Genomic DNA, 18,756 nt, shown 5'->3' with positions numbered 1-18,756 from the left:
GGCGGACTCCACTCGAACAATAAAAGAAAACTATTGAATATTCATGATTGTTGGCGCACATCGACATGACCCTGTGCATAGGGGGATGTGCGAATTGCTATCTGCAATTTAATCCTGACCAGGATCCTGGGATCCCGATCGGGACCGCGGATCATAGCCTAAACTGAGCCAGAGATCTTCTGTTTCTCACAGATTCTTCCCGATTTATCCACAGGACGATCCGAAACCGGGTAAGTGTAAACGATCCTGGCACAAGTGCCCCACGATTTAGCCCGCATATTGGAAAAATTAATGAGCACAGACAATTTATTGCTTAAATGATCTAACGAAGATCCGGGACGATCCTTGCGCTTTGTCGACGAGCCCGTATAATCCTCGACCCGGCGCGTGATGCTCATCTTCCTGCGTCGTCCGTTGCTCATTTTCCACGCGAAAACGTGCGGAAATACGCGGGAAATAAGGAAAGAGAATTGACTCCGGAGTGTACAATTATTACAATCCGGCCTCTTTAATCACCCACGCTGAGGCGTTAGTCGTTCGAAATTCGTTCGGGTATACGCAAAAGTCAGTGAATTTATTCAAGTTTAGGTAGAAATCGCCATGAAACGCACTTTTCAACCGTCTGTACTGAAGCGCAACCGTTCTCACGGCTTCCGTGCTCGTATGGCTACTAAAAATGGTCGTCAGGTTCTGGCACGTCGTCGTGCTAAAGGCCGCGCTCGTCTGACCGTTTCCAAGTAATAAAGCTAACCCCTGAGTGGTTAAGCTAGCATTTCCCAGGGAGTTACGTTTGTTAACTCCCGCTCATTTCACTTTCGTCTTCCAGCAGCCACAACGGGCTGGCACGCCGCAAATCACCATCCTCGGCCGCCAAAATTCGCTGGGGCATCCCCGCATCGGTCTCACAGTCGCCAAGAAAAATGTTAAGCGAGCGCATGAACGCAATCGGATTAAACGTCTGACGCGTGAAAGCTTCCGTTTACGTCAGCACGAACTGCCTTCGATGGATTTCGTGGTGGTGGCTAAAAAGGGGGTTGCCGACCTCGATAACCGTGCTCTCTCGGAAGCGTTGGAAAAATTATGGCGCCGCCACTGTCGCCTGGCTCACGGGTCCTGATAGCCCTCATTCGGGTCTATCAACGCCTGATTAGTCCGCTACTCGGGCCACATTGCCGTTTCACACCAACGTGCTCAAGCTACGGAATTGAGGCATTGCGCAGGTTTGGAGTGATAAAAGGCAGTTGGTTGACGGTGAAACGCGTATTAAAATGCCACCCTTTACACCCCGGTGGAGACGACCCCGTCCCTCCAGGACCCTTTGATACCAGAGAACACTAACGATGGATTCGCAACGCAATCTTCTTATCATCGCTTTGTTGTTCGTGTCTTTCATGATCTGGCAGGCATGGGAGCAGGATAAAAATCCTCAACCCCAGCAGCAGACCACGCAGACCACGACCACCGCAGCGGGTAGCGCCGCCGACCAGGGCGTACCGGCCAGTGGCCAGGGGAAACAGATTACGGTTAAGACCGATGTGCTTGAGCTGACTATTAACACCCGTGGTGGTGATGTTGAGCAGGCGCTGCTGTTGACCTACCCGAAAGAGCTGAAGTCTAACGAACCGTTCCAGTTACTGGAAACCACGCCTGAGTTTATCTACCAGGCGCAGAGCGGCCTGACAGGTCGTGATGGCCCTGATAACCCGGCTAACGGTGCGCGTCCACTGTATAACGTCGAGAACGACACCTTTGTACTGGCTGATGGTCAGAACGAACTCGTTATCCCGATGACGTATACCGACGCCGCAGGCAACACCTTCACGAAAACCTTCACCCTGAAACGCGGTGAGTATGCGGTGAACGTGGGCTACACCGTACAGAACGCCAGTGCGAAACCACTGGAACTGTCGACCTTTGGCCAGCTGAAGCAGTCCATCAATCTGCCGTCTCACCGTGACACCGGAAGCAGCAACTTTGCGCTGCATACCTTCCGTGGCGCGGCGTACTCCACGCCTGACGCGAAGTATGAGAAATACAAATTCGACACCATTGCCGATAACGAAAACCTGAACGTCAGCGCTAAAGGCGGTTGGGTGGCAATGCTGCAGCAGTATTTCGCCACTGCATGGGTGCCTAATAACGACGGTACCAACAACTTCTACACCGCGAACCTGGGTAACGGTCTTGCAGCTATCGGCTACAAATCTCAGCCAGTTCTGGTTCAGCCAGGTCAAACCGGTAAAATGGCAAGCACCCTGTGGGTCGGCCCGGAAATCCAGGACAAAATGGCCGCCGTTGCGCCACACCTGGACCTGACCGTAGATTACGGTTGGTTGTGGTTCATCTCCCAGCCGCTGTTTAAGCTGCTGAAGTTCATCCACAGCTTCCTGGGTAACTGGGGCTTCTCCATCATCGTTATCACCTTCATCGTTCGTGGCATCATGTACCCGCTGACTAAAGCGCAGTACACTTCCATGGCGAAGATGCGCATGCTGCAGCCGAAGATTCAGGCCATGCGTGAGCGTCTGGGCGATGACAAACAGCGTCAGAGCCAGGAGATGATGGCCCTGTATAAAGCAGAGAAAGTAAACCCACTGGGTGGTTGCTTCCCACTGCTGATTCAGATGCCAATCTTCCTTGCGCTGTACTACATGCTGATGGGTTCCGTTGAGCTGCGCCATGCGCCGTTCGCGCTGTGGATCCATGACCTGTCTGCACAGGACCCGTACTACATCCTGCCGATCCTGATGGGCGTGACGATGTTCTTCATCCAGAAGATGTCGCCGACCACGGTAACCGACCCGATGCAGCAGAAGATCATGACCTTTATGCCGGTCATCTTCACCGTGTTCTTCCTGTGGTTCCCGTCAGGTCTGGTGCTGTACTATATCGTCAGCAACCTGGTGACCATCATCCAGCAGCAGCTGATTTACCGTGGTCTGGAAAAACGTGGCCTGCATAGCCGCGAAAAGAAAAAGTCCTGATTCGGTAAGTTAACGCTAAAATAAGGGCGGTCGATTGACCGCCTTTTTTTATTGCAACACAGTAGAGACCAACCATGAGCCATAACGACACTATCGTCGCCCAGGCAACCCCACCGGGACGCGGTGGTGTAGGCATTCTGCGTATCTCCGGCCTGAAGGCGCGCGAGGTCGCCGAAGCGGTACTGGGTAAACTGCCAAAACCCCGCTACGCTGATTACCTGCCGTTTAAAGATACCGACGGCACGCCGCTGGACCAGGGCATTGCGCTGTGGTTTCCTGGCCCAAACTCTTTTACCGGTGAAGACGTGCTGGAACTACAGGGTCACGGTGGCCCAGTTATCCTCGATTTGCTGTTAAAACGCATTCTGACCCTGCCTGGCCTGCGTATCGCAAAACCGGGTGAGTTTTCCGAGCGCGCGTTCCTGAACGACAAGCTCGATCTGGCTCAAGCCGAGGCGATAGCGGACCTGATCGACGCCAGTTCTGAACAGGCTGCTCGCTCCGCCCTGAACTCGCTGCAAGGGGCATTCTCCGCGCGCGTGAATCACCTTGTGGAAGCACTTACTCACCTCAGGATCTACGTGGAAGCGGCTATCGACTTCCCGGATGAGGAGATCGACTTCCTCTCTGACGGTAAAATCGAAGCCCAGCTCAAAGAGGTGATGAACGATCTCGACGCGGTTCGTGCCGAAGCGCGTCAGGGTAGCCTGCTGCGGGAAGGGATGAAGGTGGTGATAGCCGGACGTCCTAATGCCGGGAAATCGAGCCTTTTGAACGCTCTGGCGGGCCGTGAAGCGGCGATCGTGACCGACATTGCCGGCACCACCCGCGACGTACTGCGCGAGCATATCCATATCGACGGGATGCCGCTGCACATCATTGATACCGCCGGTCTGCGCGATGCCAGCGACGAAGTCGAGCGCATCGGTATCGAACGCGCCTGGCAGGAGATCGAGCAAGCCGACCGCGTGCTGTTTATGGTGGATGGCACAACCACCGACGCTGTAGACCCGGCGGAGATCTGGCCAGACTTTATTGCCCGTCTGCCGGCGAAGCTGCCTATCACCGTGGTGCGAAATAAAGCAGACGTGACTGGCGAAACGCTGGGCATCAGCGATGTGAATGGTCACTCACTGATCCGCCTGTCGGCACGTACCGGTGAAGGTGTTGACGACCTGCGTAACCATCTCAAGCAGAGCATGGGCTTTGACACCAGCATGGAAGGTGGCTTCCTGGCGCGTCGTCGTCACCTGCAGGCGCTGGAAGAGGCGGCACGCCATCTTGACCAGGGCAAAGCGCAGCTGATTGGTGCGTGGGCGGGTGAACTGCTGGCGGAAGAGCTGCGTCTGGCACAGCAGAATCTGAGTGAGATCACCGGGGAGTTTACGTCGGACGATCTGCTGGGAAGAATCTTCTCAAGCTTCTGTATTGGAAAATAATTTCCGCTAACCAATGGTGTTTTCCTGTCAGGAAATCACCATTGTCCAAATGGCAACTCGCTTAATCCCCTTTCACCCCCTATTCTGCTTTCCTGCATTTATGGGGGGGTTATGGCTCGTTTTCTGTTTTGTAGTTTTGCGCTGGTTCTGCTTTATCCGTCTGGCATTGATATGTATCTGGTGGGATTACCGCACATCGCCCGCGATCTGGGTGCCAGTGAAGCTCAGCTGCACATCGCGTTTTCGGCCTACCTCGCGGGAATGGCGTCATCAATGGTGTTTGCCGGGAAGGTCGCAGATAAGGCTGGTCGCCAACCCGTCGCCATAACGGGAGCCATCATCTTTGCGTTGGCTTCCGTGCTCTGTTCACTGGCGCAGGATAGTGCCCTGTTCCTGGCAGGCCGTTTTATCCAGGGCATCGGGGCGGGCGGCTGCTACGTGGTGGCTTTCGCAATTTTACGCGACACATTAAGCGCCCAACGCCGCGCCAAAGTGCTCTCTATGCTCAACGGCATCACCTGTATTATTCCGGTGTTGGCTCCGGTTGTTGGTTATCTGATCATGTTGAAATTCCCGTGGCAGAGCCTTTTCTGGACGATGGCAGCAATGGGGGGGCTGGTCTTTGTGTTGTCCATTTCCGTGCTAAGAGAAACTCACCCAGGTTCGCAAAGTACGGCACACTCAGCAACGATTCACCCAGCAGAGAAGCTGCTTAACCGTTTTTTCCTCAGTCGTCTGGCCGTAACCACGTTAAGCGTGGCGGTGATCCTGACCTATGTAAACGTTTCCCCGGTTTTACTGATGGAGACCATGGGCTTCGATCGGGGTGAGTATTCAACAGTGATGGCATTAACCGCGATGGTCAGTATGGCCGTCTCGTTTTCCACCCCCTTTGCGCTAAATATTTTCAGCCAGCGCACGTTGATGCTGACCTCACAGGTGTTATTTCTCGCAGCAGGCGTGATTCTGGCAACCACCAGCTCACATGTGGTGATGCTGGTAGGCATTACCCTCATTTGCGCCGGATTCTCGGTTGGCTTTGGCGTGGCGATGAGCCAGGCGCTCGGCCCGTTCTCACTACGGGCAGGCGTGGCAAGCTCCGTGCTGGGTATCGCTCAGGTCTGTGGCTCGTCCCTGTGGATTTGGCTGGCAGCGGTAATCGGACTTAATGCGCTCAATATGCTGATCGGGATTCTGATTGGCTGTAGCATGGTCTGTATTACCTTACTTATGCTCATCCAGCCCGCGGCAAATTATGAAGAAGCCCATCAGCAGTCTCGATCTTAACCTGTTGCTGTGCCTGCAGCTGTTGCTGCAGGAGCGTAGCGTCACCAAAGCGGCGAAGCGGATGAACGTGACGCCGTCTGCGGTGAGTAAATCACTGGCCAAGCTGCGCGACTGGTTCGACGACCCGCTGTTTGTCAAAACACCGTTAGGGTTACTGCCGACGCCACTGACGGTAAGCCTGGAGCAGGATCTGGCAGACTGGATGCAAATCGGCAACCAGATCCTCGATAAATTCCACCATGACGCGCCAGGCGGGCTGACGTTCGTGCTGGCCGCCGAAACGCCGTTGATGCTGATCCGCTTTAACGCCCTGCTGGAGCAGGTGAACCAGCGCTATCCGCAGGCTACGGTGAAGATGCGTCACTGGGATTACGACTCTCTGGACGCCATTACGCGTGGGGAAGTGGATCTTGGTTTCACCGGTCGCGAAACACATCCACGTTCCCGCGAACTGCTGAAGCTGTTGCCGTGGTTTATCGACTACGAAATCCTGTTTAGTGACCGTCCGTGTGTTTATCTGCGCGAGGATCACCCGGCACTGCAGGAAGAGTGGAACCTGGAGACCTTCCTGCGCTACCCACATATCAGTATCTTCTGGGAGCGCAGCGACACCTGGGCGCTTGATGAGGTGCTAAAGGAGATGGGACGTGAGCGTAATATCGCAATGTGCCTGCCGGGTTTCGAACAGGCGATGTTTATGGCGGCGCAGCCCGGCCATAATTATATCGCTACGGCTCCCCACTACTGCCACCACTACAATGAACTCCACCAGCGGAAGCTGATCGCGCTTCCTATTCCGATTGACGAAGCGCAGGCTGAAAAGTTGACCGTCCCCTTCACCCTGATCTGGCATAAACGGAACAGCCATAATCCGAAAATTCTCTGGTTGAGAGAGACTATCAAGGCGTTGTACGGTGGCAGCGATCCAATTTTTACCTAAGAAAATGTAAAGTTCGGTCCTCAGGCTTCTCTTACTCCCATTTACTGATTAAAACAGGAGTGAAGTTAAGCGATAATCATGTAACCGTTTAACCGATTACGACCATTATCAAGGAGCGAAAAATGGCAACGCACTTTGCAAGAGGGATACTTACAGATGGACGCCTCGTATCGGCACGAATTTCTTCAGCCTGTCACAGTGAAGCACGCAAACTCCCGGAACACCGCAGGACGCGTTTTTTAGCGTCCAGAGCGCTTCTCGCAGAGCTGTTGTTTATGTTGTACGGCACCAGTGAACTGCCGGATATCATCACCCAACCTGAAGGCCGCCCGGTTTTTGCTAACCCGGATCTCCCCCGTTTTTCCATTGCCTATACGGGCAATATCATTGGGGTAGCACTCACCACCGAAGGGAATTGTGGGCTGGATATGGAACTTCAGCGCGCAACCCGGGGCATCCACGGCGCGAACCCACACGATGATTACCCGCTCTCCAGCAATGAAAAGCTGTGGGTGCGTAACCAGAACGATCCCAACGAGGCCAGAGCTCAGCTCATCACCCTACGCCAGAGCATTCGAAAGCTCTGTGGATGCGCCTCAGACGACGCCAGTATGCTGCAGCTGCTGCCAGGTTCCGGACGTCTTCGAGCCACCCAAGCTACGCTGGTAGAAGCGCTCAGTGACGCAGAGGATGTCCTCATTTGGTCCATTGCGGTTACCCCCGCTATCGAACGCATGAAAATCTGGGAATTTGACAGTCAACAGGGATGGCGTAGCCTTCCCGATGTGCCCGAACGCGCCAACGAGCCCGCCGCACGCCTGATGCGTTTAACCAGTTTACCGGCAGAAAAAGCATACACCCTTAGCTGATCCATTCAGGGTCATCATGATGAAACAGGAGTAATCATGTCTGATACGTTAAAAGTCGTTACGTTACTGGGAAGCCTGCGCAAAGGTTCATTTAATGGGATGGTTGCCCGCACGCTGCCACAGCTGGCACCGGCAGGTATGGAGATTAGTGCCCTTCCATCTATTGGTGACATCCCGCTCTATGATGCAGATGTCCAGCAGGAAGAAGGGTTCCCGCAGAGCGTTGAGGCGCTGGCGGCGCAAATCCGTCAGGCCGATGGTGTGGTTATTGTCACACCAGAATATAACTACTCCGTTCCTGGCGGTCTGAAAAACGCCATTGACTGGTTATCCCGCCTCCCTGAGCAGCCTCTTTCAGGTAAACCCGTGCTGATCCAGACCAGTTCTATGGGTGCCATTGGCGGCGCGCGCTGTCAGTATCACCTGCGCCAGATTCTGGTGTTCCTGGATGCGATGGTGATGAACAAGCCGGAGTTTATGGGCGGAGTGATTCAGAACAAGGTCGACCCGCAGACGGGTGAAGTGGTGGATCAGAGCACGCGTGACCATCTGTCTGGTCAGCTGACTGCGTTTGGCGATTATATTAAGCGGGTGAAGGCTTAAGCTTATTGCGGCCTGATGCCCTCACCCTGACCCTCTCCCGCAGGGAGAGGGAACAAACATGTTTATTTCGCGTCAATAAACACAATCTTCAGCACAAACAGCAGCGCGACAACGATGACGCACGGGCTGAGATCACGGAAGCGACCGGTACCAATTTTCATTACGCAGTAAGAGATAAAGCCCAGCGCGATACCTTCGGTAATCGAGAAGCTGAACGGCATCATCACGGCGGTAATAAACGCTGGCACCGCTTCGGTTAAGTCATCCCACTTCACGCGTGACAGGCTGGAGGTCATCAGCACACCTACGTAGATCAGCGCGCCGGCTGCCGCATACGGTGGAACCATTCCCGCCAGCGGCGAAAGGAAGATCACCAGCAGGAACAGGATACCCACCACGACCGCCGTCAGACCAGTACGGCCTCCCACAGAAACACCGGAAGAGGATTCAATATAAGCGGTAACAGAAGAGGTACCGATAAAGGAGCCAGCAACAGACGAGATGCTGTCAACGAACAGCGCCTGCTTCATGCGTGGGAACTTCCCTTTCTCATCGGCCAGACCTGCTTTGTCGGTCACGCCAATCAGGGTACCGGAGGAGTCGAACAGGTTGACCAGCATAAAGGAGAAAATTACGCCCGCCAGACCCAGGTTCAGGGAACCCGCCAAATCAACATGACCAATAACGGTGGAAACACTCGGTGGCGCAGAAACGATACCGTTGTAGTGAACGTCACCCAGCAGCCAGCCCAGCAGCGTGGTCACCACGATGGATACCAGCACCGCCGCATGAATATTGCGGGAAGCCAGGATCGCGATGATAAAGAAGCCCAGCACGCCCAGCAGCACGTTGTGAGAGGTCAGGTGACCGATGCTTACCAGCGTATCCGGGTTAGCCACGATAACGCCGGCGTTTTTCAGCCCCATCATACCGATGAACAGACCAATACCGCTGGTAATGCCCACGCGCAGGCTCACAGGAATGTTGGCAATCATCCAGTAACGTACGCGGAAAATAGTCAGCAACAGCAGACCAATAGCGCCCCAGAAGATAGCGCCCATGCCCACTTGCCACGGCAGGCCCATCGCCTGAACAACCACGAACGCAAAGAATGCGTTCAGACCCATCGCCGGTGCCAGCGCAACCGGCAGGTTAGCGAACACGCCCATCAGGATGCTGCCGAGAGCCGCGATCAGACAGGTAGTCACGAAGACGGCGCTGGTATCCATGCCAGCAACGCCCAGAATTTGTGGGTTAACAAAAACGATATAGACCATCGTCAGGAAGGTGGTGAAACCGGCGATCACTTCGGTGCGTGCCGTTGTGCCGTGCTCGCGCAGTTTAAACACGCGCTCAAGCAGACCCTGACCAGATGCCTGGGTAGTGTGTTGTTGACTCATCATCAATTTCCGAACAAGGAGGGAAAATTCGTCGCTATCCTATACCAAAATGCGACAATAAGGGCGGTTATAGGGTACTTTTTTTCATTGAATTTGCTTATACGGCAACGATTGCGTGTCGTAAAACCACACCACGTAAACGTTAAACTTGTTAAAAGGGAAAGACATGTCCGGAATTGAGGCGGTATTTTTCGACTGCGACGGTACGCTTGTCGACAGTGAGGTCATTTGTTCCCGTGCGTATGTCGCCATGTTCCAGGAATTTGGTATTACGCTCGATCTCGAAGAGGTGTTCAAACGCTTTAAGGGCGTGAAACTGTACGAGATCATCGACATCATTAACGACGAGCACGGTGTGGATCTGCCGAAAGGAGATCTCGAGCCGGTTTACCGCGCTGAGGTTGCACGCCTGTTCGATTCCGAGCTGGAGGTCATCGCCGGGGCGAATACGCTTCTGGATGCGATGACGGTGCCAATCTGTGTGGTCTCTAATGGTCCGGTCAGCAAAATGCAGCACTCGCTGGGGAAACTGGAGATGTTGCATCATTTCCCGGAAAAACTGTTCAGCGGCTACGATATTCAACGCTGGAAGCCCGATCCGGCGCTGATGTTCCATGCGGCCAACGCAATGAACGTTAACGTAGAAAACTGCATTCTGGTGGATGACTCGTCTGCGGGCGCGCAGTCAGGGATTGATGCGGGAATGGAAGTGTTTTACTTCTGCGCCGATCCGCACAACAAACCGATCGATCATCCAAAAGTGACGACCTTTACCGATCTGGCGCAGTTGCCAGCATTGTGGAAGGCGCGCGGGTGGGATATTACGCGTTAAGTTAACGTAGGGCGGGTAAGCGCTAGCGCCACCCGCCTCAGGTATTACTCTTTCGGATCTTTACCCGCCAGCAGCTTGTCCAGCTCATCACCGCCCACGTGACGGAAGTCCTGACCTTTCACGAAGTAGAAGATGTATTCGCAAATGTTCTGGCAACGGTCACCGATACGCTCAATGGAGCGCGCGCAGAACAGGGCAGTCAGTACGCTTGGGATCGTACGTGAATCTTCCATCATATAGGTCATCAGCTGACGCACGATGCCTTCGTATTCCTGGTCGACTTTCTTGTCTTCACGGTAGATACGTACCGCTTCGTCCAGATCCATACGCGCAAAGGCATCCAGCACGTCATGCAGCATCTGCACGGTGTGGCGACCCAGCGACTCCAGGCTCACCAGCAGTGGCTGGTGCTGCTGAGAGAATTTCTCCAGCGCGGTGCGGCAGATTTTATCCGCCACGTCACCAATACGTTCCAGCTCGGCGATGGTTTTGATAATCGCCATCACCAGACGCAGGTCGCTCGCTGTTGGCTGACGCTTAGCGATAATACGAACGCAAGCTTCATCAATAGCGACTTCCATCATGTTGACGTTTTTGTCGCCTTCAATGACGCGCTTCGCCAGCTCGCTGTCCTGGTTGTGCATTGCCGTGATCGCATCGGAAAGCTGCTGCTCAACCATGCCACCCATGGTCATGACCTGCGTGCGAATGCTTTCCAGCTCTGCGTTGAACTGGCCTGAAATGTGTTTATTAAGATTAAGGTTGTCCATGGTTCACTCCAAATCAACCGTAGCGGCCAGTAATATAATCTTCAGTTTGCTTTTTAGCGGGTCTGGTGAACAGCGCATCCGTATCGCTGAACTCAATCAACTCGCCCAGGTACATAAACGCCGTGTAATCGGAACAACGTGCAGCCTGCTGCATGTTGTGGGTCACGATAACCACGGTGTAATCCTGCTTCAGCTCGGTGATCAACTCTTCAATACGACCGGTTGAGATCGGGTCCAGCGCTGAACACGGTTCATCCAACAGCAACACTTCCGGGCGAATGGCGATACCACGCGCAATGCACAGACGCTGCTGCTGACCACCGGAGAGAGAGTACCCGCTCTGGTGCAACTTATCTTTGGTTTCGTTCCATAATGCGGCCTTGGTCAAAGCCCACTGCACGCGCTCGTCCATATCGGTACGGGAGAGTTTTTCAAACAGGCGAACACCAAACGCAATGTTGTCATAAATGGACATCGGGAACGGCGTGGGTTTCTGGAACACCATCCCCACTTTTGCGCGCAGCAGAGCAATATCCTGAGCCTGGGTCAGAATGTTTTCGCCGTCCAGGATGATTTCACCTTCAGCGCGCTGCTCCGGATAGAGCGAATACATTTTATTAAAGGTACGCAGCAGCGTAGATTTACCACAGCCAGACGGACCGATGAATGCCGTAACCTGGTTCTTCGCGATATCCAGGTTGATATTCTTCAGGGCATGGAATTTGCCGTAGTAGAAGTTCAAATCACGAACCTGAATCTTACCCGGGGCAGTATCAACCATACTCATTGACTCATTTCCTCATTCGGCGCCGCGAGCTGCCGCGCCGTAAAAAATTAACCGTGTTTCTTCTTCGCGAAAATGACGCGCGCCAGAATGTTCAGCAACAGTACGCAAAGGGTAATGATCAGCACCCCGGCCCAGGCCAGCTGCTGCCATTCCGCGAATGGGCTCATCGCAAATTTAAAGATCGTCACCGGCAGGTTGGCGATCGGCTGCATCATGTCCGTGCTCCAGAACTGGTTGGAGAGGGAGGTAAACAGCAGCGGGGCCGTTTCACCCGCGATACGCGCAACCGCCAGCAAAATACCGGTCATGATCCCTGAGACTGACGCTTTCAGCGTAATCGCAGAGATCATCTTCCATTTCGGTGTTCCCAGTGCGTAAGCCGCTTCACGCAGGCTGTCCGGCACCAGTTTCAGCATGTTCTCGGTAGTACGAATGACGATAGGCACCTGCAACAGCGCCAGCGCAATCACACCCGCCCAGCCGGAGAAGTGTTCCATCTGTGCCACCACGACGGTGTAAACAAACAGACCCACCACGATAGACGGGGCTGAAAGCAGGATGTCATTGATGAAACGAATGACTTCCGCCAGCCAGGATTTACGACCGTACTCCGCAAGATAGATGCCTGCCATGATGCCCAGCGGCGTACCAAATACCGTTGCCCACAGGATCAGCAACCCGCTGCCCGCCAGGGCATTCGCCAGACCACCACCCGCCGTATTTGGCGGTGGCGTCATTTCGGTAAACAGCGCCAGCGACATCCCGTCAATCCCGCGCACAACCGTCGAGAAGAGGATCCAGACCAGCCAGAACAGGCCAAATGCCATGGTTCCCATTGAGAGCGTCAGCGCGATACGGTTTTTAAAACGGCGTCGGGCCTGCATTTTGCGGCGGGATTCCGCCAGTTCAGCGGTAGCTTGCATTTCGAGAGTCGCCATTAGCGTGCCCCCTCATTTTTAGCGAGGCGCATAATCATCAGCTTGGAGATCGCCAGAACAATGAAGGTGATCACGAACAGAATCAGCCCCAGCTCCATCAACGCCGCGACGTGCAGACCGGATTCCGCCTCAGCAAATTCATTCGCCAGTGCAGAGGTAATACTGTTACCCGGCATGAAGAGTGATGCGCTGTCGAGCTGGTAGGTGTTACCGATGATAAAGGTCACCGCCATGGTTTCACCCAGCGCACGTCCCAGACCCAGCATCACGCCGCCAATCACCCCATTTTTGGTGAACGGAAGGACAATGCGCCAGATAACTTCCCAGGTGGTACAGCCGATACCGTAGGCCGACTCTTTCATCATCACCGGCGTTTGTTCGAAGACATCGCGCATGACCGCCGCAATGTACGGAATAATCATGATGGCGAGGATCACACCTGCAGCCAGAATACCGATACCGAAAGCCGGGCCAGAGAACAGGGCACCCACAAACGGGATGGCAGAAAGTACATTACCCACGGGTTCCTGGAAGTACGTTGCGAACAGCGGCGCAAAGATAAACAGGCCCCACATGCCGTAAACGATACTCGGAATGGCCGCCAGCAGCTCGATGGCAATACCCAGTGGGCGACGCAGCCAGCCCGGCGCCAGTTCCGTCAGGAACAGAGCAATACCAAAACTGACGGGAACCGCAATCAGCAGGGCGATGAACGAGGTCACCAGCGTGCCGTAAATCGGCACCAGTGCACCGTAGATATCGTTCGGCGCGTCCCACTCTTTGGTCCACAGGAAGGAGAAACCGAATTTCTGGATGCTCGGCCAGGAGGAGAAAATCAGAGACACGATAATGCCGCCCAGCAGCAATAGCACAATCAGCGCAGCCAGTTTAACCAGCGCGCTGAAAATCATGTCACCTTTTTTACCCGGAGGGTTAAATGCAGGCTTGGTTGCAGCCATAAATCACTCTTCTGTTAAACGCGTTTACGAAATCGGCGGGTAAGCGCAAGCGCCACCCGCCATTTTCGTCAGAATGCTAAATTAATACAATGCTTTACCGCTGCTGTCTTTTACGTTGGTTTTCCATGCAGCACGAATCTGCTCAACCACGTTTTCTGGCAGGGTAGCGTAATCCAGGGCATTAGCCTGTTTGCCGCCGTTTTTGTACGCCCAGTCGAAGAACTTCAGCACTTCGGCGCCCTGCTCAGGTTTCTTCTGCTCTTTGTGAACCAGGATGAAGGTGGTAGAGGTGATTGGCCATGCACCTTCGCCTTTCTGGTTAGTCAGATCCTGAGCGAAAGATTTGCTCCAGTCAGCGCCTTTTGCCGCGTTGGCAAAGTTCTCTTCGGTCGGGCTGACAGGTTTACCATCAGCAGAAACCAGTTTGGTGTAGGACAGATTGTTCTGTTTAGCGTAGGCGTATTCTACGTAACCGATAGAGCCCGGCAGACGCTGTACGAAAGCGGCGATGCCGTCGTTGCCTTTACCACCCAGACCGGTTGGCCAGTTAACGGTAGAGCCAGAACCGACTTTAGATTTCCACTCTTCGTTCACTTTCGCCAGATAGCTGGTGAACACGAAAGAGGTACCAGAACCATCAGCGCGGCGAACCACAGCGATGTTCTGAGATGGCAGTTTCAGGCCAGGGTTGAGTTTGGCAATCGCCTCGTCATCCCATTTTTTGATTTTACCCAGGTAGATGTCACCCAGGGTTTTGCCGTCCAGCACCAGTTCACCAGACTTCACGCCTGGCAGGTTGATGGCCAGAACCACACCGCCGATCACGGTCGGGAACTGGAACAGACCTTCCTGAGCCAGTTTGTCATCAGACAGCGGAGCGTCTGATGCGCCGAAATCAACGGTATTAGCGGTAATTTGTTTAACGCCACCGGAGGAGCCGATACCCTGATAGTTAACCTTGTTACCGGTTTCTTTCTGGTAGGTATCCGCCCATTTGGCATACACCGGCGCAGGGAAGGTTGCACCAGCGCCAGTCAGGCTTGCTTCTGCAAATACAGAGAACGCGCTCAGAGATAAGGTCGCGGCGACAACAGTTGCGACAGTGGTACGCATAACTTTCATAATGTCTCCTGCAAGATTTTCGTAAATCGTTGTTTAGTGGCTACGATGAGCAAAATAGGACAAACAGGTGACAGATAAATGTACGAATTATGACAGTTTTATGACAATGGAAATTTCACTTAAAAACCAGCAGAAGAAAGCTTAATTTTCATCGTATTAGCCACTTTTATGACAAGACGTTTTCAGAAATATTTTCTTTATGTGACACTGAAAAAAGTAGCTGAAGATGACAGATTGTCATAAATAAAAACGCAAAAGAGTTGATTGAAAACAAACCAGGCGGGATAGAAAAGCTCCACCCGAAGGTGGAGCCTGAAGGGATTATTCTACGGTGACAGACCTCGCCAGGTTACGCGGCTGGTCAACGTCGGTGCCTTTGATCAGCGCAACGTGATAAGCCAGCAACTGCAGCGGAACGGTGTAGAAGATCGGTGCAATCACCTCTTCCACATGCGGCATCTCGATGATGTGCATGTTGTCATTGCTGACAAAACCGGCATCTTTGTCGGCGAATACGTACAGAACACCACCGCGGGCGCGCACTTCTTCAATGTTAGATTTCAGTTTTTCCAGCAGTTCGTTGTTAGGAGCCACAACGATGACCGGCATATCGGCGTCAATCAGCGCCAGTGGGCCGTGTTTCAGCTCGCCTGCCGCATAGGCTTCCGCGTGAATGTAGGAGATCTCTTTCAGCTTCAGCGCGCCTTCCAGCGCAATCGGATACTGATCGCCACGACCCAGGAACAGGGCGTGATGCTTGTCTGAGAAATCTTCTGCCAGTGCTTCAATGCGTTTGTCCTGGGACAGCATCTGCTCAATGCGGCTCGGCAGTGCCTGCAGGCCATGAACGATATCATGCTCAACAGAGGCATCTTCGCCTTTCAGACGTGCCAGTTTCGCCACCAGCATCAACAGAACGGTCAGCTGAGTGGTAAACGCTTTAGTGGAAGCCACGCCAATTTCGGTACCCGCTTTGGTCATCAGCGCCAGATCGGATTCACGCACCAGCGATGAGCCAGGGACGTTACAGATGGCCAGAGAGCCAAGGTAGCCCAGCTCTTTAGACAAACGCAGCGCCGCCAGCGTATCCGCCGTTTCACCAGACTGGGAAAGGGTGATCATCAGGCTATTACGACGTACAGCGGATTTGCGGTAGCGGAATTCAGACGCGATTTCCACATCACACGGCACGCCCGCCAGGGATTCAAACCAGTAACGAGAAACCATACCGGAGTTGTAGGAGGTACCGCAGGCCACGATCTGAATATGCTCAACCTTGCTGAGCAGTTCGTTCGCGTTTGCACCCAACTCGCTCAGATCCACCTCGCCGTGGCTAATACGCCCGGTAAGGGTGTTTTTGATGGCGTTTGGCTGCTCGTAAATCTCTTTCTGCATGTAGTGACGGTAAGCGCCTTTGTCGCCCGCGTCGTACTGCAGGTTAGATTCGATCTCCTGGCGTTTCACCTGCTCGCCTTTGGTATCGAATACGGTCACGCTGCGACGAGTCACTTCCGCAATATCACCCTCTTCCAGGAAGATAAAGCGACGAGTAACTGGCAGGAGCGCAAGCTGGTCAGAGGCGATAAAGTTTTCACCCATGCCCAGACCGATAACCATCGGGCTACCGGAACGTGCGGCCAGCAGCGTGGACGAATCGCGTGAGTCCATGATCACCGTGCCGTATGCACCGCGCAGCTGAGGGATAGCACGCAGAACTGCGTCACGCAGTGTACCGCCCTGCTCCAGCTCCCAGTGCACCAGGTGAGCAATCACTTCGGTGTCAGTTTCAGAGACGAAGGTATAGCCGCGCGCTTTCAGTTCTTCGCGCAGCGGTTCGTGGTTTTCGATAATGCCGTTGTGCACGACCACGATGTGTTCAGACACATGCGGGTGCGCGTTGCCTTCAGACGGTTCGCCGTGCGTCGCCCAGCGGGTGTGCGCAATACCGGTACCACCATGCAGCGGATGTTCTTCCGCGGCCTGGGCCAGCATCTGCACTTTACCGAGACGACGCAGACGGGTCATATGACCTTCTGCATCGACCACGGCCAGACCAGCAGAGTCATAGCCACGGTATTCCAGACGACGTAAACCTTCGAGAAGGATTTCAGCAATATCACGCTGCGCAACTGCGCCAACAATTCCACACATAGTTTTAGATTCCGAATTTAGGCATAACGCCTGCGTTGTCGCTGACCTGTATTTGCCCTTTCCGGGCACCCCGAGCCTTGTAGAGAGTGGGGTTATTTTTATGGGTACTGCTTGTGGGGGGAGGATTATGTTATCCCCTCACCCCGACCCTCTCCCCAAAGGGGCGAGGGTAAATCCGTTACTTTTTCTTCACCGGGCGTTTCCAGCCCTGCTTGTGCACCTGTGGCACACGGCTTAATACCAGCTCGTTATCGGCGATATCGCGCGTAACGGTTGTCCCGGCGGCAATCGTTACCCCGTTGCCCACGGTAACCGGTGCCACCAGCTGTGTATCGGAACCGACAAACACATCATCACCGATAATGGTTTTAAACTTGTTGGCACCGTCATAGTTGCAGGTGATTGTGCCTGCACCAATATTGACGTTATCGCCAATTTCCGCATCGCCCAGATAGGTCAAATGACCGGCTTTAGAGCCTTTACCCAGACGCGCTTTTTTCATCTCAACGAAGTTGCCAACATGGGCACCTTCCAGCAGCTCAGCGCCAGGACGCAGACGCGCAAACGGTCCAATGGTGCACGCCGCTTCAAGATGCGCATCTTCCACCACGCTGTAAGGGCTGATTTCGCAATCGTCACCGATGACGCTGTTTTTGATCACGCAGCCAGCGCCAATTTTGACGCGATTGCCCAGAGTGACTTTGCCTTCAAAGATAACGTTAGTATCAATTTCAACGTCACGACCGTGGGACAGGGAACCACGCAGATCGAAACGCGCCGGGTCACGCAGCATCACGCCTGCCAGCAGCAGTTTTTCGGCCTGTTCGGACTGATAAACGCGCTCCAGACGGGAAAGCTGAAGGCGGTTATTCACCCCTTCGGTTTCGCTAATGCGTGCCGGATGTACCGCCGCAATCTCACGTCCTTCCTGATATGCCATCGCAATGATGTCGGTGATGTAGTATTCACCCTGCGCATTGTTGTTGTTGAGCTTCGACAACCAGCGCTTCATATCCGCGCCATTGGCAATCAGGATACCGGTGTTGATCTCCTGAATCTGGCGCTGTTCGTCGCTGGCGTCTTTATGTTCAACAATCCCCGTTACGTTGCCGTTTTCACGGGTGATGCGGCCATAACCGGTTGGATCATCCAGCACGACGGTTAACAAACCGATGCCGCCCTGCGGTTTGGCTTCACGCAGGCGAGTTAGTGTTTCAACGGAGATCAGCGGAACATCGCCATAGAGCATCAGAATGTCTTCGTCATCGGCAAAGAACGGTGCTGCCTGCTGCATTGCGTGACCGGTTCCCAGCTGTTCAGCCTGAAGCACCCAGTTGAGCTTGTCATCGCTCAGCGTCTTTTTAAGCAGATCGCCGCCGTGGCCGTAGACCAGGTGAACCTGACGGGCACCCAGTTCATTTGCTGCATCAATGACATGCTGCACCATCGGCTTTCCTGCCAGCGTGTGAAGCACTTTAGGCAGATCGGAATACATGCGGGTACCTTTGCCAGCGGCAAGGATCACCACGCTCATCGCACTGTTTGACATACGCATCCTGACGGTAGTTTGAGTGAGAAGTAAAAACGTTTGATGCCTAAAATTCTACATCTTTTTCATCATGAATTAAGGCCGAAAAAAAAAGCCAGCCTGGAACCCAGACTGGCTTTTGTGCTT

Annotated in this window: 18 protein-coding genes; 10 read left to right on the top strand and 8 right to left on the bottom strand. The window is 53.9% G+C overall.

Annotation, left to right across the window (positions count from 1 at the left end):
- The first annotated feature begins 600 nt into the window (after nucleotides 1-600).
- The 9 genes from rpmH to ACLHV9_RS24500 all read left to right on the top strand — a co-directional run bounded on the left by rpmH (nucleotide 601) and on the right by ACLHV9_RS24500 (nucleotide 8,122).
- Nucleotides 601-741, top strand: a complete 141-nt coding sequence (rpmH, locus tag ACLHV9_RS24540; RefSeq protein WP_000831330.1) for a 50S ribosomal protein L34 — start codon at nucleotides 601-603, stop codon at nucleotides 739-741.
- 16 nt (nucleotides 742-757) lie between these two features.
- The gene (rnpA, locus tag ACLHV9_RS24535; RefSeq protein ID WP_024907873.1) at nucleotides 758-1,117 is read left to right on the top strand and encodes a ribonuclease P protein component; all 360 of its coding nucleotides are present in this window, start codon (nucleotides 758-760) and stop codon (nucleotides 1,115-1,117) included.
- The gene (yidD, locus tag ACLHV9_RS24530) at nucleotides 1,081-1,338 is read left to right on the top strand and encodes a membrane protein insertion efficiency factor YidD (RefSeq protein ID WP_001307474.1); all 258 of its coding nucleotides are present in this window, start codon (nucleotides 1,081-1,083) and stop codon (nucleotides 1,336-1,338) included. Before rnpA ends, yidD begins: the two co-directional genes overlap by 37 nt.
- 2 nt (nucleotides 1,339-1,340) lie before the next feature.
- Complete coding sequence (yidC, locus tag ACLHV9_RS24525) at nucleotides 1,341-2,984, top strand: membrane protein insertase YidC (protein WP_028017778.1); 1,644 nt, start codon at nucleotides 1,341-1,343, stop codon at nucleotides 2,982-2,984.
- A gap of 74 nt (nucleotides 2,985-3,058) precedes the next feature.
- The gene (gene mnmE / locus ACLHV9_RS24520) at nucleotides 3,059-4,423 is read left to right on the top strand and encodes a tRNA uridine-5-carboxymethylaminomethyl(34) synthesis GTPase MnmE (protein ID WP_407221163.1); all 1,365 of its coding nucleotides are present in this window, start codon (nucleotides 3,059-3,061) and stop codon (nucleotides 4,421-4,423) included.
- Between the two features lie 111 nt (nucleotides 4,424-4,534).
- A complete protein-coding gene (locus ACLHV9_RS24515; RefSeq protein ID WP_129324383.1) occupies nucleotides 4,535-5,710 on the top strand; it encodes an MFS transporter in 1,176 nt (391 codons plus the stop codon).
- Nucleotides 5,679-6,650, top strand: a complete 972-nt coding sequence (gene yidZ / locus ACLHV9_RS24510) for an HTH-type transcriptional regulator YidZ (protein ID WP_028017775.1) — start codon at nucleotides 5,679-5,681, stop codon at nucleotides 6,648-6,650. The genes ACLHV9_RS24515 and yidZ overlap by 32 nt, the downstream gene beginning before the upstream one ends.
- Nucleotides 6,651-6,772: 122 nt before the next feature.
- Entirely contained in the window at nucleotides 6,773-7,519 is a 747-nt protein-coding gene (locus tag ACLHV9_RS24505) for a 4'-phosphopantetheinyl transferase family protein (protein WP_407221162.1), read from the top strand.
- 36 nt (nucleotides 7,520-7,555) lie between these two features.
- Complete coding sequence (locus ACLHV9_RS24500) at nucleotides 7,556-8,122, top strand: NADPH-dependent FMN reductase (RefSeq protein ID WP_028017773.1); 567 nt, start codon at nucleotides 7,556-7,558, stop codon at nucleotides 8,120-8,122.
- Between the two features lie 62 nt (nucleotides 8,123-8,184).
- On the opposite strand, the gene adeP is transcribed toward ACLHV9_RS24500, so the two are convergent.
- Complete coding sequence (adeP, locus tag ACLHV9_RS24495; protein ID WP_028017772.1) at nucleotides 8,185-9,522, bottom strand: adenine permease AdeP; 1,338 nt, start codon at nucleotides 9,520-9,522, stop codon at nucleotides 8,185-8,187.
- Nucleotides 9,523-9,688: 166 nt separating this feature from the next.
- On the opposite strand from adeP, the gene yieH reads away from it, so the two are divergent.
- Nucleotides 9,689-10,354: a 6-phosphogluconate phosphatase gene (gene yieH, locus ACLHV9_RS24490; RefSeq protein WP_128348465.1), complete on the top strand. Its 666-nt coding sequence runs from the start codon at nucleotides 9,689-9,691 to the stop codon at nucleotides 10,352-10,354.
- Between the two features lie 44 nt (nucleotides 10,355-10,398).
- Here yieH and phoU read toward each other — a convergent pair whose 3' ends face one another.
- The 7 genes from phoU to glmU all read right to left on the bottom strand — a co-directional run bounded on the left by phoU (nucleotide 10,399) and on the right by glmU (nucleotide 18,630).
- Complete coding sequence (gene phoU, locus ACLHV9_RS24485) at nucleotides 10,399-11,124, bottom strand: phosphate signaling complex protein PhoU (protein WP_008500182.1); 726 nt, start codon at nucleotides 11,122-11,124, stop codon at nucleotides 10,399-10,401.
- A 13-nt stretch (nucleotides 11,125-11,137) separates the two neighbouring features.
- Nucleotides 11,138-11,911 carry a phosphate ABC transporter ATP-binding protein PstB gene (pstB, locus tag ACLHV9_RS24480; RefSeq protein ID WP_028017770.1) on the bottom strand — a complete coding sequence of 258 codons (774 nt, stop codon included), beginning with the start codon at nucleotides 11,909-11,911 and terminating at the stop codon, nucleotides 11,138-11,140.
- A gap of 47 nt (nucleotides 11,912-11,958) precedes the next feature.
- A complete protein-coding gene (gene pstA, locus ACLHV9_RS24475; protein WP_028017769.1) occupies nucleotides 11,959-12,849 on the bottom strand; it encodes a phosphate ABC transporter permease PstA in 891 nt (296 codons plus the stop codon).
- Nucleotides 12,849-13,808 (bottom strand): phosphate ABC transporter permease PstC, encoded by a 960-nt coding sequence (pstC, locus tag ACLHV9_RS24470; RefSeq protein WP_028017768.1) that lies wholly within the window; start codon nucleotides 13,806-13,808, stop codon nucleotides 12,849-12,851. The genes pstA and pstC overlap by 1 nt, the downstream gene beginning before the upstream one ends.
- Nucleotides 13,809-13,889: 81 nt before the next feature.
- Nucleotides 13,890-14,930, bottom strand: coding sequence for a phosphate ABC transporter substrate-binding protein PstS (gene pstS / locus ACLHV9_RS24465; RefSeq protein ID WP_028017767.1), 1,041 nt, complete (start codon nucleotides 14,928-14,930; stop codon nucleotides 13,890-13,892).
- A gap of 321 nt (nucleotides 14,931-15,251) precedes the next feature.
- The gene (gene glmS / locus ACLHV9_RS24460; protein ID WP_410397565.1) at nucleotides 15,252-17,081 is read right to left on the bottom strand and encodes a glutamine--fructose-6-phosphate transaminase (isomerizing); all 1,830 of its coding nucleotides are present in this window, start codon (nucleotides 17,079-17,081) and stop codon (nucleotides 15,252-15,254) included.
- A gap of 178 nt (nucleotides 17,082-17,259) precedes the next feature.
- Nucleotides 17,260-18,630 (bottom strand): bifunctional UDP-N-acetylglucosamine diphosphorylase/glucosamine-1-phosphate N-acetyltransferase GlmU, encoded by a 1,371-nt coding sequence (glmU, locus tag ACLHV9_RS24455; RefSeq protein WP_108089276.1) that lies wholly within the window; start codon nucleotides 18,628-18,630, stop codon nucleotides 17,260-17,262.
- Between the last annotated feature and the right edge of the window lie 126 nt (nucleotides 18,631-18,756).

It is taken from the genome of Enterobacter sp. CPE_E890, from assembly GCF_046521475.1.
Classification (GTDB): domain Bacteria; phylum Pseudomonadota; class Gammaproteobacteria; order Enterobacterales; family Enterobacteriaceae; genus Enterobacter; species Enterobacter adelaidei.
Note: the sequence above shows the minus strand (reverse complement) of the source record. Positions and strands in the feature narration are given on the sequence as shown.

Bases quoted from the DNA above. Each gene is read 5' to 3' on its own strand.
- mnmE (WP_407221163.1), top strand. From the start codon at position 3,059: ATGAGCCATAACGACACTATCGTCGCCCAGGCAACCCCACCGGGACGC.
- phoU (WP_008500182.1), bottom strand. From the start codon at position 11,124: ATGGACAACCTTAATCTTAATAAACACATTTCAGGCCAGTTCAACGCA.
- yidD (WP_001307474.1), top strand. From the start codon at position 1,081: ATGGCGCCGCCACTGTCGCCTGGCTCACGGGTCCTGATAGCCCTCATT.
- pstA (WP_028017769.1), bottom strand. From the start codon at position 12,849: ATGGCGACTCTCGAAATGCAAGCTACCGCTGAACTGGCGGAATCCCGC.
- yieH (WP_128348465.1), top strand. From the start codon at position 9,689: ATGTCCGGAATTGAGGCGGTATTTTTCGACTGCGACGGTACGCTTGTC.
- ACLHV9_RS24505 (WP_407221162.1), top strand. From the start codon at position 6,773: ATGGCAACGCACTTTGCAAGAGGGATACTTACAGATGGACGCCTCGTA.
- rpmH (WP_000831330.1), top strand. From the start codon at position 601: ATGAAACGCACTTTTCAACCGTCTGTACTGAAGCGCAACCGTTCTCAC.
- ACLHV9_RS24515 (WP_129324383.1), top strand. From the start codon at position 4,535: ATGGCTCGTTTTCTGTTTTGTAGTTTTGCGCTGGTTCTGCTTTATCCG.
- glmS (WP_410397565.1), bottom strand. From the start codon at position 17,081: ATGTGTGGAATTGTTGGCGCAGTTGCGCAGCGTGATATTGCTGAAATC.
- adeP (WP_028017772.1), bottom strand. From the start codon at position 9,522: ATGAGTCAACAACACACTACCCAGGCATCTGGTCAGGGTCTGCTTGAG.
- pstB (WP_028017770.1), bottom strand. From the start codon at position 11,911: ATGAGTATGGTTGATACTGCCCCGGGTAAGATTCAGGTTCGTGATTTG.
- glmU (WP_108089276.1), bottom strand. From the start codon at position 18,630: ATGTCAAACAGTGCGATGAGCGTGGTGATCCTTGCCGCTGGCAAAGGT.
- pstS (WP_028017767.1), bottom strand. From the start codon at position 14,930: ATGAAAGTTATGCGTACCACTGTCGCAACTGTTGTCGCCGCGACCTTA.
- ACLHV9_RS24500 (WP_028017773.1), top strand. From the start codon at position 7,556: ATGTCTGATACGTTAAAAGTCGTTACGTTACTGGGAAGCCTGCGCAAA.
- pstC (WP_028017768.1), bottom strand. From the start codon at position 13,808: ATGGCTGCAACCAAGCCTGCATTTAACCCTCCGGGTAAAAAAGGTGAC.
- yidC (WP_028017778.1), top strand. From the start codon at position 1,341: ATGGATTCGCAACGCAATCTTCTTATCATCGCTTTGTTGTTCGTGTCT.
- yidZ (WP_028017775.1), top strand. From the start codon at position 5,679: ATGAAGAAGCCCATCAGCAGTCTCGATCTTAACCTGTTGCTGTGCCTG.